Raw genomic sequence first — 15,810 nt, 5'->3', positions numbered from 1 at the left:
CGGCGGCGGGACCGCACGCTCAGATTGTGATTATCCGCGCAAGCGTGGCTTTCAGCAACCGCAGTTGTCGCGAATAGAAGGTTGGTCCTGCAGGTGAATGTGTCATTTCTAATGCTGCTGAGATTATGATTGGCTAAATCATCTGCCATCAGCGACCAGCAGGGCCGAAATTTTCTCCTGTGTGGCCGAAACGAATGCGCTCGGTGCGCTAGCGCACGTGGCGCACGATCAGGCCGCGTCCTCGGTTTTAGCGTCGTCCTCCAGCCCCAGATCCTTGAGCTTGCGATAGAGGGTGGAGCGGCCGATGCCGAGGCGGCGCGAGACCTCCGACATCCGCTGCCGGTAGAACTGGAGCGCGAAACGGATGATTTCCGCCTCCAGCATATCCATCGGCTTCATCTCCCCGGTTTCCTCGGCGACGAGCGACATGGCGTGCGGGTCGCGCACCTCGACGCGCACGATCTCCCGTACCGGCTCGGGCGCGTAGGCGGGCATCTGCGGCTGGACCGGCGCCGCCGGGATCCGCACGTCGAAACCCTCGACCTGAGCGGCGATCTGCGGGAACTCGGAGACGGTCAGCTCGTCGCCGTCCGCCAGGACGACGGCGCGGAACAGGGCGTTCTCCAGCTGCCTGACGTTGCCCGGCCACGGATAGCGCGTGAGCAGGGCCATCGCCTCCGGGCTGATCGCCCGAACGCGCTTGCCTTCCTCGGCCGAGAACCGCGCGCAGAACGAGCGGACGAGATCCGGAATGTCCTCGCGGCGGGCCCGCAGCGGCGGCAGCGTCATCGGGAAGACGTTCAGGCGGTAGTAGAGATCCTCGCGGAACTTGCCCTGCTTCACGAGGTCGAGCAGCGACCGGTTGGTGGCCGAGACGAGCCGGATGTCGACCCGCACCGAGCGCTTGCCGCCGACCGGATCGACCTCGCCCTCCTGGAGGGCGCGGAGCAGCTTCACCTGAGCGTCCAGGGGGAGTTCGCCGATCTCGTCGAGGAACAGCGTACCGCCCGAAGCCTCGACGAACTTGCCGGCATGCTTCTCGGTGGCGCCCGTGAAGGCTCCCTTCTCGTGGCCGAACAGGGTGGATTCCACCAAGTTCTCCGGGATCGCGCCGCAATTGACCGTCACGAACGGCTTGCCGCGGCGGTCGCCGGACCCCTGGATCGCCCGGGCCAGGACCTCCTTGCCGACGCCGGACTCGCCCTCGATCAGGACCGGGATGTTCGACTTGGCGGCCCGCTCGGCGAGGCGGATCACCCGCTCCATGTCGGGGCTCTTGGAGGTCAGGTCCTTGAAGGTCAGGGCGCCGGAAGCCCGGCGGCGCATGCGGCGCACCTCCTCCTCCAGCGTATCGACCCGGAGGGCGTTCTTGATCGAGACCTGCAGCCGCTCCGCGCCCGCCGGCTTGACCACGAAGTCGACGGCGCCGGCCCGCATCGCGTTGACCACCGTGTCGATGGACCCGTTGGAGGTCTGGACGATGACCGGTGTGGCGAGGCCGCTCTTGCGCATCTCGGCCAGGACGCCGAGCCCGTCGAGCCCCGGCATGACGAGGTCCAGGAGCACGACGTCGGCCCCCTCGGATCTCAGCAGGGTCAGCGCGTCCGCGCCCGTCTCGGCGATCCGCGCCTCGAAGCCGAAACGGCGCACGGCCGCCTCGGCCAGGCGCCGCTGGACCGGATCGTCATCCACGATGAGCACGGTGGCGGACATAGCGGCTCCCTGAACGGCGCACGAAGGCCGGACGCCCGACGCGGGGTCCACCCGGTCGCGGCCTCCGATTCGGCGACTGTTTCGTTTCGAGCCGTAGCGTGACCCACAGTCGTAAAGTGGCGCTTAACGACGTTCGCACCGCGTCGTCACCGATCGCGCACCGGTCCGACCAACCGTCCGCGTTGAACGCGTGGCGGCACGCTCGATATCAGGGTACGGGGCCGGAGCCCTTGGAGAGGATTGCACGACATGACGCCGAGCCACACCGCCTCGCCGGTGACTGTCCGCCTGCCGGAGGGCGTGAGTGCCGCGCGCGCCGCCGCGAAGGCTGCCGACCTCGGCCATCTACCGGAATGGGACCTCACGGACCTCTATTCCGGCCTCGATGATCCGAACTTCTCCGCCGACATGACCCGCGCCGAGGAGGAGTGCCGCCGCTTCTCCGAGGCCTATGCCGGCCGGATCGCCGAGCTCGCCGCGGGCCCGGACGCGTCCGCGCGGCTGGCCGAGGCGGTGCGGGCCTACGAGGGCATCGAGGACCTGCTGGGCAAGCTCATGTCGTTCGCGGGCCTCGTCTATTCCGGCGACACGACCGACGAGGCGCGGGCCAAGTTCTACGGCGACACCCGGGAGCGCCTGACCGGCGCCTCGGCGGATCTCCTGTTCTTCGCTCTGGAGCTGAACCGCGTCGACGACGCCGCGATGAACACCGCGATGGCCGAAGGGCCGCTCGCGCACTACGCGCCGTGGATCGAGGACCTGCGGCGGGAGAAGCCGCACCAGCTCGACGACCGGATCGAGAAGCTGTTCCTCGAGAAGTCGGTCACGTCGAACGCCGCCTGGGATCGGCTGTTCAACGAGACGATCGCCTCGCTGCGCTTCACCGTGCAGGGCGAGGAGATGCCGCTGGAGCCGACCCTGAACAAGCTTCAGGATCCGGACGGGGCCGTCCGCAAGGAGGCGGCCGGCGCGATCAGCGCAGTGCTGCGCGGGCAATCGCGCGTGTTCACGCTCATCACCAACACGCTGGCCAAGGACAAGGAGATCTCCGACCGCTGGCGCGGGTTCAAGGACGTTGCCGACGCGCGGCACCTGTCGAACCGGGTCGAGCCCGAGGTGGTGGAAGCCCTCGTCGACGCGGTGCGGGCGGCCTATCCGCGCCTGTCCCACCGCTACTACACGCTCAAGGCGAAGTGGTTCGGGCAGGAGGCGCTGCCCTACTGGGACCGCAACGCCCCGCTGCCCCGCGTGGAGCAGCGCACGATCCCCTGGACGGAGGCCCGCGACACGGTGCTCTCGGCCTACGACGCGTTCTCGCCGAAGATGGCGGGGATCGCGCGGCGCTTCTTCGACGAGCGCTGGATCGACGCGCCGACCCGCCCCGGCAAGGCACCGGGCGCCTTCGCGCATCCGACCGTGCCCTCGGTCCACCCCTACGTGCTGGTCAACTACCAGGGCAAGCCGCGGGACGTGATGACGCTGGCGCACGAACTCGGCCACGGCGTCCACCAGGTGCTGGCCGGGCCGAACGGCGCCCTGATGGCGCCGACGCCCCTGACCCTCGCCGAGACGGCGAGCGTGTTCGGCGAGATGCTGACCTTCCGTCGGCTGCTGGCCGCCACCACCGACACGACCCAACGTCGGGCCATGCTCGCCGCCAAGGTCGAGGACATGATCAACACGGTGGTGCGCCAGATCGCTTTCTACTCGTTCGAGCGGAAGGTCCATCTCGCCCGCGCCAAGGGTGAGCTGACCACCGACCAGATCAACGCCCTGTGGCTGTCCGTCCAGGCGGAGTCGCTCGGTCCGGCCATCACGCTGGATTCCGGCTACGAGCCGTTCTGGGCCTACATCCCCCACTTCATCCACTCGCCCTTCTACGTCTACGCCTACGCGTTCGGCGATTGCCTCGTGAACTCGCTCTACGGCGTCTATGCCCAGGCGGAGGAGGGCTTCGTGGACCGCTACTTCGCGCTGCTGTCGGCCGGCGGGTCCAAGCCCTACGGCGAGCTGCTCGCGCCCTTCGGCCTCGACGCCAAGGATCCGGGCTTCTGGCAGATCGGGCTCGGCATGATCGAGAGCATGATCGCCGAACTGGAGAGTATGGAAGGCCGGGCCTGAGAGGAGCGCCGCGGACCGGGCCGGCCCCCGCGGCGCAGGGACCCACGCCCCTGGTTCGCGGCCGGGGGCGGCTTATCTGCGGATCAACAGCAGGCAAGCAGATCGAGAGATGGCCGAGACCGACCGCGAAGCCAACCGCTTCTCCGCCCGCGCCGGGCGCTACGCCAGCGTGGGCGCCAATGTCGGCGGCGTCGCCGCCCGGATGGCCATGGCACGGCTGTTCGGGAAGGAGGGCACCACCAACGCCGCCGCGCTGGCGCAGGCGCTGGGTGGCCTCAAGGGCCCGATCATGAAGGTGGCCCAGTTGCTGGCCACCGTTCCCGACCTTCTCCCGCCGGAATACGCGGCCGAATTGCAGAAGCTCCAGGCCGACGCCCCACCGATGGGCGCGGCCTTCGTCCGGCGCCGGATGCAATCGGAGCTCGGCGCGAGCTGGCAGGAGCGCTTCGGCAGCTTCGACCTCAAGCCCGCGGCGGCCGCCTCGCTGGGTCAGGTCCATCGAGCCACCACCCAGGACGGTGAACGCCTCGCCTGCAAGCTGCAGTACCCGGACATGCAATCGGCCGTCGAGGCCGACCTGAAGCAGCTGGAGGTCGCGTTCGCGCTCCACCGCCGGATGAACTCGTGGCTCGACACGCGCGAGATCGCGAAGGAGATCGGCGCGCGGGTGCGCGAGGAACTCGACTACGAGCGCGAGGCCAAGCACGCGGCGCTCTACGGCGCCGTGCTGAAGGACATCGCGGCGGTGCGCGTGCCGCGCGTCTACCCGGAGCTTTCCACCAAGCGCCTCCTGACGCTGGGCTGGCTCGACGGGGACAAGATCCTGGGCTTCGCCGAAGAGCCCGTCGAGGTGCGCAACCGGATCGCTCAGGCGATGTTCAAGGCGTGGTGGCACCCGTTCAGCCGGGCGGCCGTGATCCACGGCGACCCGCATCTTGGCAACTACACCGTGTTCTCGGATGCCGGCGAGGCCGCGGGAATCAACCTGCTCGACTACGGCTGCGTCCGCATCTTCCACCCGCGATTCGTCGGCGGCGTCGTGGACCTCTACCGCGGCCTCTTGGAGAACGACGATGCCCGCATCGTCCACGCCTACGAAGTGTGGGGCTTCAAGGACCTCGACAAGGAGAAGATCGAGATCCTGAACATCTGGGCCCGCTTCATCTACGGGCCGCTTCTGGAGGATCGAACCCGCACCGTCGCGGACGGCGTGAAGCCGGGAGAGTACGGTCGACGGCAGGCCTTCCAGGTCCATCAGGCCCTGAAGGAGCGGGGGCCTGTGACCGTCCCGCAGGAATTCGTTTTCATGGACCGCGCTGCCGTCGGCCTCGGCGCGGTATTCCTCCACCTCAGATCGGAGCTGAACTACCACCGGTTGTTTGAGGCCGAGATCGAGCATTTCTCACTCGACGAGCTCTCGGCGCGGCAGGGGCGGGCGCTCGCCGAGGCCGGCCTGCCGAAACCGGCCTGACTCGACGCGAAGATCCACCGAGAGAGCGATCAACTTGCGTGCGTCCGATTGCGGCAGGTAAACGCTTGAGCTACATCCGACCGCGACCGCAAGAAGTCGCGTCTTAGGGAAACGAGCGCACGATGGCCGAGAGTGACACGGTGGCCGGGCACACCTACAGCCCGGCGATGGACGCGAGGACTCACGAGCAGACCTATCGCGGATTCGTCCGGTTCGTCGAAATCGCCACCGGCGTCGTGATCTGCTGGGTCCTGGCCCTCGCCATCGGCGGGATCCGCGAGGCCTGGCTTCTGGCCATCGTCGGCGTGATCGTGTCCGGTGCAGCCGGCGCAGTGGGCGCCCTGGCACCGGCCGTCGGGTGGAAGGCCCCGCTGGTCGTCGGCATCCTCCTCGTCCTCTACCTGTTCTTCGCCTGAGGCGAGGCCCGAGCGGCCGGTTCGATGGCCGCCTCGGATGATGAGCCCGCTCGCCGTCGCCGAGCGGGCCGCTGACGTATTGTTGGCAATTAAATTGAGCACAAGTTACATTCCGGCCGCTTCCAACGCGGTATCGTAGATCCGCCTCTCGAAAAGCGTCGCCGGTTCGCGCATTCGAAGGCCGAGCTTTTCCAGGGGAACCCTCGCATGCGCATTGCTGTGCTGTCCGAGACGGACTCCGCGGAGCCGCGCGTCGCCGCGGTTCCTGAGACCGTCAAGAAGTTCATGTCTCTCGGTGCCGACGTCGTGGTGCAGTCGGGTGCGGGCAAGAAAGCCGGCATCCTCGACAGCGAGTACGAGGCGGCCGGTGCCACCATCGCGGGGAGCGCGGCCGACGCCGCCGGTGACGCCGATCTCGTGCTCAAGGTCCGCCGACCGAGCGCCGAGGAGCTGCCGCAGCTGAAGCGCGGCGCCACCGTGATCGCGATCATGGATCCCTACGGCAACGAGGCGGCCCTCAAGGCGATGGCCGAGGCCGGAGTCGACGGCTTCGCCATGGAGCTGATGCCCCGCATCACCCGCGCGCAGGTCATGGACGTCCTGTCCTCTCAGGCGAACCTCGCCGGCTACCGCGCGGTCGTCGACGGCGCCGCCGAGTACGGCCGGGCGATGCCGATGATGATGACGGCGGCCGGCACGGTGCCGGCCGCCCGTGTCTTCGTCATGGGCGTCGGCGTCGCCGGCCTCCAGGCCATCGCGACCGCCCGCCGCCTCGGCGCGGTCGTCACGGCCACCGACGTCCGACCCGCCACCAAGGAACAGGTCGAATCGCTCGGCGCCAAGTTCGTCGCCGTCGAGGACGACGAGTTCAAGCAGGCCGAGACCGCCGGCGGCTACGCCAAGGAGATGTCGGCCGAGTACCAGAAGAAGCAGGCGGAGCTGGTCAAGGGCCACATCGCCAAGCAGGACATCGTCATCACCACCGCGCTGATCCCCGGCCGGCCGGCGCCGAAGCTCGTCTCCGAGGAGATGGTAGCGTCGATGAAGCCGGGCTCGGTGCTGGTCGACCTCGCTGTGGAGCGCGGCGGCAACGTCGCCGGCGCCAAGGTCGGAGAGGTGGTCACGAACGATCGCGGCGTGAAGATCGTCGGGCACGTCAACGTGCCGGGGCGGCTCGCCGCCACGTCGTCGAGCCTCTACGCGCGCAACCTCTACGCCTTCGTCGAGACCCTGATCGACAAGGAGTCGAAGGCGCTGGCCATCAACTGGGACGACGAGCTGGTGAAGGCCACGAACCTCACCCGTGACGGCTCGGTCGTGCACGCATCCTTCCAGCCCAAGACCGATGGCGCAGCCTCGGAAGCCGCCTCCGTGGGGCTGGCCAAGTCGGAGGCCAACAAGGCGTCCGGCACGGCCACTCCGGCGGGCGCACAGTAAAGCCCGGCCGAGAGGAGTAGCAGAATGGCAAACGTCATCGTCCCTCCCGATCAGGCGGCCGATCAGGCCCGCGTGCTGGCCGACGCCGCGCGCGCGGCGGCCGCTGTGGCGCGCAACGCCGCCGACCAGGCGCAGGTCATCGCCGACGGCATGGGCCACGGCCTCAGTGCCGCCACCGGCGGCGCCGTGGATCCCACCGTGTTCCGGCTCGCGATCTTCGTGCTGGCGATCTTCGTCGGCTACTACGTCGTCTGGTCGGTCACCCCGGCGCTGCACACGCCCCTCATGTCGGTCACCAACGCGATCTCGTCGGTGATCATCGTCGGCGCGATCCTGGCGGTCGGCGTTCCGCTGATCGAGAAGGGCACCGGACTGGCCCGGTTCTTCGGCTTCATCGGCATCGTGCTCGCCAGCGTAAACATCTTCGGCGGCTTCCTCGTCACGCAGCGCATGCTCGGCATGTACAAGAAGAAGGGCTGAGCCGGTGTCAGAGAACGTCTCCTCCCTTCTCTATATCGTCGCCGGCGTCCTGTTCATCATGGCGCTGCGGGGGCTCTCGCACCCCACGACCTCCCGGCAGGGCAATCTGTACGGCATGATCGGCATGGGTCTCGCGATCCTGACCACGCTGGTCGGCCACCCGCCGGCCGGAGCGGGCGCGTGGATCCTGGTTCTGCTCGGCCTCGGCATCGGCGGCGGTGCCGGCGCGGTGATCGCCAAGCGCGTGCCGATGACCGCGATGCCGCAGCTCGTGGCAGCCTTCCACTCGCTGGTCGGCCTCGCGGCCGTCTTCGTGGCGGCCGGCGCGCTCTACGCGCCGCAGGCCTTCGGCATCATCGAGAACGGCCACTTCCACAAGCAGTCGCTGTTCGAGATGGGTCTCGGCGTCGCCATCGGTGCCATCACCTTCACGGGCTCGGTGATTGCTTTCGCCAAGCTCGACGGCCGGATGTCCGGCAAGCCGATCATGCTGCCGCAGCGGCACCTCATCAACGCGCTGCTGGCCGCCGGCCTGGTCCTGCTGATCGCGCTGTTCATCGGCACCGAGTCCAAGGCCCTGTTCTGGCTCATCGTCATCGCCTCGCTGGTTCTGGGCGGCCTGATCATCATCCCGATCGGCGGCGCCGACATGCCGGTGGTCGTGTCGATGCTCAATTCCTACTCGGGCTGGGCGGCGGCCGGCATCGGCTTCACGCTCGGCAATCTCGCGCTGATCATCACCGGCTCGCTGGTCGGCTCGTCGGGCGCGATCCTGTCCTACATCATGTGCCACGCGATGAACCGGTCGTTCATCTCGGTCATCCTCGGCGGCTTCGGCGGCGACACCGCCGTGGCCGGCACCGGCCAGGTCGAGACCCGGCCGGTGAAGCAGGGCTCGGCCGACGACGCGGCCTACATCATGAAGAACGCCGAGCGGGTCATCATCGTCCCCGGCTACGGCATGGCGGTCGCCCAGGCGCAGCACTCGCTGCGCGAGATGGCCGACATGCTGAAGAAGGAGGGCGTCGACGTGAAGTACGCCATCCACCCGGTGGCGGGTCGCATGCCGGGCCACATGAACGTGCTGCTGGCCGAGGCAAACGTGCCCTACGACGAGGTGTTCGAGCTGGAGGACATCAACGGCGAGTTCCCGCAGGCCGACGTCGCCTTCGTGATCGGTGCCAACGACGTCACCAACCCGGCCGCCAAGACCGACAAAGCCTCGCCGATCTACGGCATGCCGATCCTCGACGTCGAGAAGGCCAAGACCGTGCTGTTCATCAAGCGCGGCATGGGCTCCGGCTACGCGGGCGTCGAGAACGAGGTGTTCTTCCGCGACAATACCATGATGCTGTTCGGCGACGCCAAGAAGGTCGTCGACAACATCCTCAAATCGCTCTGAGGTCCAGCGCTCTGGCAGTCTCGTGGGGCGGGCAGCGATGCCCGCCCTTTTTCGTCGCGGCGAAGCGCGTTCGCCGACGCTGTTGCGGAACGGCGAAAGATTCCCCGCGGCGGCCGGTGTAGGATGCCGCCCGTGTCATCCGCTCCGCTCCTCACCGATCCGCCGCCTTTCCTGGGCGTTGCCGCCTCCGTGACCGGTCGGCGCTGGCAGGAGCGCTGCGGGGGCGCGGCGGTCCAAAATCATATCGCCAAGATGGTCCAGGCCCACGGCCTGCCGGAATTGCTTGCCCGCGTGCTGGCGGGGCGAGGGATCGTGCCGGAGGCGGTGCCCCGCCACCTCGCGCCGCGGCTGCGAGACCTCATGCCGGATCCGGACACGCTGCTCGACATGGAGGCGGCCGTTCGCCGCCTCGTCCGGGCCGTGAAACGCGGGGAGACCGTGGCGGTCTTCGGCGACTACGATGTCGACGGCGCCGCGAGCGCGGCCCTGCTCGCCGGCTACCTCCGCAAGCTCGGTCTGCGCGCACCGATCCACATCCCTGATCGGATCACCGAGGGCTACGGCCCCAACGTCGCCGCCATCACCGCGCTGGCCGCGGAAGGCGCGACGCTCCTGGTCTGCGTCGATTGCGGGACGAGCGGCCACGCGCCCCTGGAGGAGGCGGAGAAATCCGGCCTCGATGTGATCGTGCTCGATCACCACGCGGCCTCCGAGGTGCTCCCGCCGGCCCGCGCCGTCGTCAACCCGAATCGCCTCGACGACCTCTCGGGCCTCGGCCATCTCTGCGCCGCCGGAATCGTGTTCCTGACCCTGGTCGCGCTGAACCGCGCCCTGCGCCAGGAGGGCTTCTTCGGGGCCCAGCGCCCCGAACCGCAGCTGACCGACTCCCTCGACCTGGTCGCCCTGGCGACCGTCGCCGACGTCGTGCCCCTCACGGGACTCAACCGGGCCTTCGTGACCCAGGGTCTCACGGTGATGCGGCATCGCGGCCGCACCGGACTCGCCGCCCTGCTGGACGCGGCTTCTCTCGCCGAGCCGCCGGAAGCGTGGCATCTCGGCTTCGTCCTCGGACCCCGCATCAATGCCGGCGGGCGCATCGGCGATTCGGGTCTGGGCGCCCGGCTGCTGACCACGGCGGACCCGGGCGAGGCGGCCCGGATCGCCGCCGACCTCGATCGTCTCAACCGCGAGCGTCAGGCGATCGAGGCGCAGGCCGTCCTGGAGGCCGAGGCCGAGATGGACCGTGCCGTGACGGAGGATCCGGCCCGCACCGTGCTGGTGACCGCGAGCGCGGAGTGGCACCCCGGCATCGTCGGCCTGATCGCGTCGCGCCTCAAGGAGCGCTTCAACCGCCCGGCCTTCGCCTTCGCGATCCGTTCGGACGGGACCGCCACGGGCTCGGGACGCTCCATCCCGGGAGCGGATCTGGGGCTCGCGGTTCGCGCCTGTGTCGAGGCCCGGCTCGCCAGCAAGGGCGGCGGCCATGCCATGGCGGCCGGCGTGACCGTGCGGACGGACGACATTTCGCGCTTCGAGGCGCATCTCGCGATGCTGCTCGGCGCGAGCGTCGCGGTGGCCCGGGCGGCCGACGCCTTGCTGATCGACGGTGGCCTCAGCGCCGGCGGCGCCACCGCGGAGACGGTGCGGTTGCTGCAGCGAGCCGGACCGTTCGGGCAGGGCGCCCCCGAGCCCATCTTCGCGCTGGGCCGGCATCGCCTCGTCGATGCGGGCGTGGTCGGTTCAAACCATGTCAGGGCGCGACTGCGCAGCCGCGACGGGCAGGTGGTGGGCGGGATCTGCTTCCGCGCGGCCGAACGGCCGCTCGGCCTGGCCCTGCTGAACGGGATCGGCCGGGAGATGCACGTGGCCGGAACGCTGTCCTGCGACCGCTGGCGCGGCGCCGAGCGCGCCCAACTCCGGATCGTCGATCTCGCGCCATCCGAATCCTGAGGCGCCCGGACGTCAGCCGCCGGCCATCACGAGCGCCCAGAAGCGCTTGTACCGCGTGGTGGGCGCGTCGACCCGGGCGATCCCGATCCTGCGGATCTGCGGCAGCAGCATGTTCTTGTTGTGCTCGGGGCTCGCCTTCCAGCGGGCGAGCACCTGCTCCAGGGTCTCGGACCCGGCGCTGAGATTCTCGGCCGCCCAGGATTTCGCGAGACCGGCCGACGCCATGCGGGAGGTGAAGCTGCCGCCGATCTCGTGGCTGAGCTGGCCGTGGCGGGCGTTGTTGCCGGCCTGGAAGGCCGCCGCCTTCACGAGAGTAGGGTCGACCACGACCGGGCTCAGGCCGTGCTGGACCCGGTAGGCCGAGATCGCCGCGGCGGCCGCGACCTCGTCGAGCACGGCGGTGTGCGTAGCGTTCTCGACGGCGGTGTCGGGCACGACCGAGAGACCCCCGCATCCGGTTAGGACCAGCAGGAGGGCGGCAGCGAGGGCGAGACTGGGCTTCGACACGGTCCGGACGGCGTTGCGTGAGACGGGACCGCCTCCCTCCGGCGCGGTTGCGGCGAAAGCGCGGCACGCGGTGGGTCTGGACGATCCCGCCGAGCAGCGTGGCGCCGACGTCACGCCCGGCCGGGATCAGGCCGCGAGAGCGCTGCCCTTGAGCATGGAGGGCGCGAAGGCGCGCAGGAGATCCGGGTCCAGGTGTCCGGTGCTGTCGGCCATGATCGACAGCGCCTCCGCGGGGGTGGCGGGCTGCCGATAGGTGCGCCGCTCGGTCAGGGCGGAGAACACGTCGCAGATCGCCACGATCCGCACGAGATCCGAGATCGCCGGACCGGACAGCCGGTCGGGATATCCCCTCCCGTCCAGGCGCTCGTGGTGATGGCGGACGACGTCGATCACCGTGTCCTCGAAATCGCCGTGCGCCCGAAGCAGATCGGCGCCGATATCGGGATGGCGCTGCATCAGCCGCAACTCCTCGGCATTGAGCGGTGCCGGCTTGTTGAGGATCTCGACCGGGATCCGGGCCTTGCCGATATCGTGCAGCAGTGCCGCACGGACCAGCAATTTGAGGTCGGCCTGATTCAGCCCGATCTGCGAGCCGAAGGTCGCGGCATGGCCCGCGACGCCGAGGGTGTGCTGATAGACGCCGATCTCGTGGCGCCACACCGCGGCGAGCCAGTCCGCGATCCCGACCTCGGAGACGGCCGCCAGGACCAACTCCGTTCCACGATCCGCGTCGGCACGCTGCAACCGGGCACCGAGGGCGGCGCTGTCGAAGATCTCTGCGACGATGGCGGTGGCGCCCGAGACACGCTCCAGAAGTCGGCGCTGCCGTAACGCGGCCGAGCGCGTCGCCTCCTCGATCATGGCGAAGACATTCGCCAGGACGAGCTGCCGGGGCGATGCGGCCGGGACTTGGCGCAGATAGCGGGCGGCCGGCATCGGTTCGCCGCGCGCGAGGACGAGACGCGGGACCGGCGGCCCGTGCTGGGCGAGGGTGGACTGCAGCTTGGCAATGTGCGCCGGCGGCAGGTCCAGGATGACGAGATGCGGCCGCCCCGACGGCAGCGGCACACCGGGCGGGATCGCCCGGCAGTTCATCACGAGCGCGATGGCACGCTCAAGGGCAGACCGTTCGGACGGGCGATCCGAGATCAGCAGGACGTAGGGGCCGTCCGAGAAACGCGATGCGGCGTCGAGGGCCAACGCGGTTGCTCCTCGGCCGCACGGTCAACGATCGGTTCACCTTACGCGTAAAATTTGAGGAAAGCGTTAACCCTACGCAGTCTGGGGGGCTGCGGACCCGACCTGTCCTCAGGCGAGCTTCGCGGTCGCGACGTCGGCGGTCGGCTCGACGATCTTGCGGCCACCCTCGGCGGCGGACAGGAAATCCGCGTACTTCACGGTCAGCAGCGCCTGGCAGGCAGCGAAGGCGACAAAGATGGCGAGGAAGCTGGCGATCATCGGATTCTCCGGTGCGGTCTGTCACCGCTGCATGTTGCGATGCGGTAGATGACATGCCGCTCCGCAACTTGGTATGCCAGATAACGAATACCGTTCATGCCGTGCATGCATAGAATGCGGAGATCGATCGTGTTTGGCCAACAATCAGGCGGTTGCATGCACACGGACGGGTAGCTCCCGGAGGATTAGTCCTGTCGAGGAGCCGTAAAATTTTTGCAATGCGGCAACGATTGCGGGCTATTAAATTTGAGACGCGTGCCGTCGCGCGCCAGCATCGCGCCGGCGGTGCTGCGTCCCGGAACGTCGATCGCGCCCGTCGAGGACGCTCAAGTTCTGCACGAGGTGCGTGGACGTCATCCGGGCTCCACCTAACGTAGGGCCGGATCTCGGGCGCCGATCAGTCCAGGTAATCGCCGTACGTATCGACGTGCCGGGCAAGCCCCAATCCGTGCTCGCGCACGAGGCGTTCGGCCAAGTCGGCGTCGCGGGCCTCCAGCGCCGAAATGATGGCGACGTGCTCCCGGATCGAGCGCTCCGCCCGGTCGCCCTGCCGGAGCGCCGTGCTGCGGATGCCGCGTACGTGCATCAGCAGATTGCTGGTCAGATCGGCAATTGCTTCGCAGTGACCCAGCGCGATGATGCGCTGATGGAATCGGATATTCGCGTCCGAGTACTCGTCGATGTGCTCTGACGGCTGCCCTTCGAAGAATTCCGGGAAGGATTCCCGCAGCGAGCGCAACTGCGCGTCGGTGGCGCGCGCGCAGGCCAGGCGGGCCGCCATGCTCTCCAGCGCCGTCCACGCATGGATCATGCTGACGATCTCGCGCTTGTTCTTCTTGATCACGAAGACGCCGCGCCGCGCCTCCGAGCGGACGAAGCCTTCCTGCTCCAGGACCGTCAGGGCCTCGCGCACCGGCGTGCGGCTGACACCGAGATCCTGCGACAGCTTCCGCTCGTCGAGCCGCACCTCGTCCGGACGCCCGTAGATGTCCATGTTCGTGATGGCCGTCTTGAGCGCCTCGTAGGCCAATGTCCGGAGACTGGAGCTGGCGACAATGGGCTTCACGCTCAGCGGTTCGGAATTCGACATCCCTCGTCCAGTCAGCTCACACGCATGATGTCTCGCACGCATTCTCTGTCGTGCGCTCTGAAACGACCTACCCCAAACCTTGGCGAGATCCTAGTCGATCGCGGAGCGGTCCCACAGACCTGTGACCTGTGCCGGCTTTCCGCCCCTCGGAAGGCGTGCCGGAGCGACAGCCGTCTGGCCGCCTCAGGCGCACGTTCCACCGATCGGATTTAATCCAATCCCGGAAACCTGTATTTTTCTGCAGGTTCGATTGACAGCTCAGGGCGATATCAGCACCATCCTGCTGGCATACCGTCGACCATCAGAGATGCGAGTCTGATTCCGACGCGGATGCCGGAGTAGTTGAGACTTTATTTGCCTGCGGGCCAAGAATTTTTCGAAGAATCCCGGTCAACTTGTTCTGCCAAGCTGCGCCGCGGCAGGGCATAAATCGGGTCAGGGCGCGGACGCCAACAATAATACTGCCAAGGAGGGAACGGTATGTCCGAGATCGTCAAACCGGTGGGGCGCGGCCGCTGGCTGCAACTCGCCTTCGGCGTCGTCTGCATGTGCATGATTGCCAACATGCAGTACGGCTGGACCTTCTTCGTGAACCCGATGCAGGAGCGGCACGGCTGGGATCGCGCGGCGATCCAGGTGGCGTTCACGCTGTTCGTCGTCACCGAGACGTGGCTGGTCCCGATCGAGGGCTGGTTCGTCGATAAGTACGGCCCGCGCATCGTCACGCTGTTCGGCGGGCTGCTCTGCGCCGTCGCCTGGGTGATCAATTCCTACGCGGATTCGCTCACGGTGCTCTACATCGCGGCCGCGATCGGCGGCACCGGCGCGGGCGCGGTTTACGGAACCTGCGTCGGCAACTCGCTGAAGTGGTTCCCCGATCGCCGCGGCCTCGCCGCCGGCATCACCGCCATGGGCTTCGGCGCAGGCTCGGCCCTCACGGTCGTGCCGATCCAGGCGATGATCAAGTCGCAGGGTTACGAAGCGGCCTTCTTCTACTTCGGCATCGGGCAGGGCGTGATCGTCATGCTGATCGCCCTGTTCCTGCGCGCGCCGGCCAAGGGCCAGGTTCCGGTGATCGCCCGGGTCAGCCAGTCGAAGCGCGACTACAAGCCCTCCGAGATGGTCCGCACGCCGATCTTCTGGGTCATGTACGCGATGTTCGTCATGATGGCCGCCGGCGGCCTGATGGCCACCGCGCAGCTCGGTCCGATCGCGAAGGACTTCAAGATCGCTGACGTCCCGGTCTCGCTCCTCGGGATCACGCTGCCGGCGCTGACCTTCGCGGCCACGCTCGACCGGGTGCTCAACGGCGTGACGCGTCCGTTCTTCGGCTGGGTCTCCGACCATATCGGCCGCGAGAACACGATGTTCCTGTCCTTCGCGATCGAAGGCCTGGGCATCTACGCGCTGAGCCAGTTCGGCCATAACCCGATCGCCTTCGTGCTGCTGACCGGCCTCGTGTTCTTCGCCTGGGGCGAGATCTACTCGCTGTTCCCGGCGACCTGCGGCGACACGTTCGGCTCGAAATACGCCGCGACCAATGCCGGCCTGCTCTACACGGCCAAGGGTACGGCGGCGCTGATCGTCCCCTACACCAGCGTGCTCACGACCATGACCGGGAGCTGGCACGCGGTGTTCCTGGCGGCGGCGGCCCTCAACATCATCGCGGCCCTGCTGGCGCTGTTCGTCCTCAAGCCGATGCGCGCCGCCTACACCAAGAAGCCCGAGGCGAGCCTCGCGCCGGTGCTGGCACAGTAGCGGGCGC

At 68.2% G+C, this 15,810-nt stretch carries 13 protein-coding genes; 8 read left to right on the top strand and 5 right to left on the bottom strand.

What is annotated here, in order from left to right; genetic code table 11:
* Window positions 1-228: 228 nt before the first annotated feature.
* Window positions 229-1,713, bottom strand: coding sequence for a sigma-54-dependent transcriptional regulator (locus tag MOTC310_RS06095; RefSeq protein ID WP_091976530.1), 1,485 nt, complete (start codon window positions 1,711-1,713; stop codon window positions 229-231).
* A gap of 249 nt (window positions 1,714-1,962) precedes the next feature.
* Here MOTC310_RS06095 and MOTC310_RS06090 point away from each other — a divergent pair, with 249 nt between their 5' ends.
* The 7 genes from MOTC310_RS06090 to recJ all read left to right on the top strand — a co-directional run bounded on the left by MOTC310_RS06090 (window position 1,963) and on the right by recJ (window position 10,990).
* A complete protein-coding gene (locus MOTC310_RS06090) occupies window positions 1,963-3,834 on the top strand; it encodes a M3 family oligoendopeptidase (RefSeq protein ID WP_331301141.1) in 1,872 nt (623 codons plus the stop codon).
* Window positions 3,835-3,943: 109 nt separating this feature from the next.
* The gene (locus MOTC310_RS06085; protein WP_331301140.1) at window positions 3,944-5,305 is read left to right on the top strand and encodes an ABC1 kinase family protein; all 1,362 of its coding nucleotides are present in this window, start codon (window positions 3,944-3,946) and stop codon (window positions 5,303-5,305) included.
* A gap of 122 nt (window positions 5,306-5,427) precedes the next feature.
* Complete coding sequence (locus MOTC310_RS06080) at window positions 5,428-5,721, top strand: aa3-type cytochrome c oxidase subunit IV (RefSeq protein WP_331290576.1); 294 nt, start codon at window positions 5,428-5,430, stop codon at window positions 5,719-5,721.
* 207 nt (window positions 5,722-5,928) lie between these two features.
* A complete protein-coding gene (locus MOTC310_RS06075; RefSeq protein WP_331290574.1) occupies window positions 5,929-7,158 on the top strand; it encodes a Re/Si-specific NAD(P)(+) transhydrogenase subunit alpha in 1,230 nt (409 codons plus the stop codon).
* Window positions 7,159-7,182: 24 nt separating this feature from the next.
* The gene (locus MOTC310_RS06070) at window positions 7,183-7,638 is read left to right on the top strand and encodes a proton-translocating transhydrogenase family protein (protein ID WP_020092006.1); all 456 of its coding nucleotides are present in this window, start codon (window positions 7,183-7,185) and stop codon (window positions 7,636-7,638) included.
* 4 nt (window positions 7,639-7,642) lie between these two features.
* Window positions 7,643-9,040 (top strand): NAD(P)(+) transhydrogenase (Re/Si-specific) subunit beta, encoded by a 1,398-nt coding sequence (locus MOTC310_RS06065; protein WP_331301139.1) that lies wholly within the window; start codon window positions 7,643-7,645, stop codon window positions 9,038-9,040.
* 123 nt (window positions 9,041-9,163) lie between these two features.
* Window positions 9,164-10,990 carry a single-stranded-DNA-specific exonuclease RecJ gene (gene recJ / locus MOTC310_RS06060; protein ID WP_331301138.1) on the top strand — a complete coding sequence of 609 codons (1,827 nt, stop codon included), beginning with the start codon at window positions 9,164-9,166 and terminating at the stop codon, window positions 10,988-10,990.
* A gap of 12 nt (window positions 10,991-11,002) precedes the next feature.
* Here the strand turns inward: recJ and MOTC310_RS06055 are convergent, their stop codons facing one another.
* The 4 genes from MOTC310_RS06055 to MOTC310_RS06040 all read right to left on the bottom strand — a co-directional run bounded on the left by MOTC310_RS06055 (window position 11,003) and on the right by MOTC310_RS06040 (window position 14,045).
* The gene (locus MOTC310_RS06055) at window positions 11,003-11,497 is read right to left on the bottom strand and encodes a CAP domain-containing protein (RefSeq protein WP_331301137.1); all 495 of its coding nucleotides are present in this window, start codon (window positions 11,495-11,497) and stop codon (window positions 11,003-11,005) included.
* A gap of 126 nt (window positions 11,498-11,623) precedes the next feature.
* Entirely contained in the window at window positions 11,624-12,697 is a 1,074-nt protein-coding gene (locus tag MOTC310_RS06050; RefSeq protein WP_331290570.1) for an HD-GYP domain-containing protein, read from the bottom strand.
* Window positions 12,698-12,805: 108 nt separating this feature from the next.
* Window positions 12,806-12,955 carry a hypothetical protein gene (locus tag MOTC310_RS06045; protein WP_331290569.1) on the bottom strand — a complete coding sequence of 50 codons (150 nt, stop codon included), beginning with the start codon at window positions 12,953-12,955 and terminating at the stop codon, window positions 12,806-12,808.
* Window positions 12,956-13,352: 397 nt separating this feature from the next.
* The gene (locus MOTC310_RS06040) at window positions 13,353-14,045 is read right to left on the bottom strand and encodes a GntR family transcriptional regulator (RefSeq protein WP_331301136.1); all 693 of its coding nucleotides are present in this window, start codon (window positions 14,043-14,045) and stop codon (window positions 13,353-13,355) included.
* Window positions 14,046-14,525: 480 nt separating this feature from the next.
* Between MOTC310_RS06040 and oxlT the strand changes: the two genes are divergently transcribed.
* A complete protein-coding gene (gene oxlT, locus MOTC310_RS06035) occupies window positions 14,526-15,803 on the top strand; it encodes an oxalate/formate MFS antiporter (RefSeq protein WP_331301135.1) in 1,278 nt (425 codons plus the stop codon).
* Window positions 15,804-15,810: the final 7 nt, after the last annotated feature.

Source organism: Methylobacterium oryzae, assembly GCF_036441375.1.
In the GTDB taxonomy this organism is placed as follows: domain Bacteria; phylum Pseudomonadota; class Alphaproteobacteria; order Rhizobiales; family Beijerinckiaceae; genus Methylobacterium; species Methylobacterium oryzae_A.
Note: the sequence above shows the minus strand (reverse complement) of the source record. Positions and strands in the feature narration are given on the sequence as shown.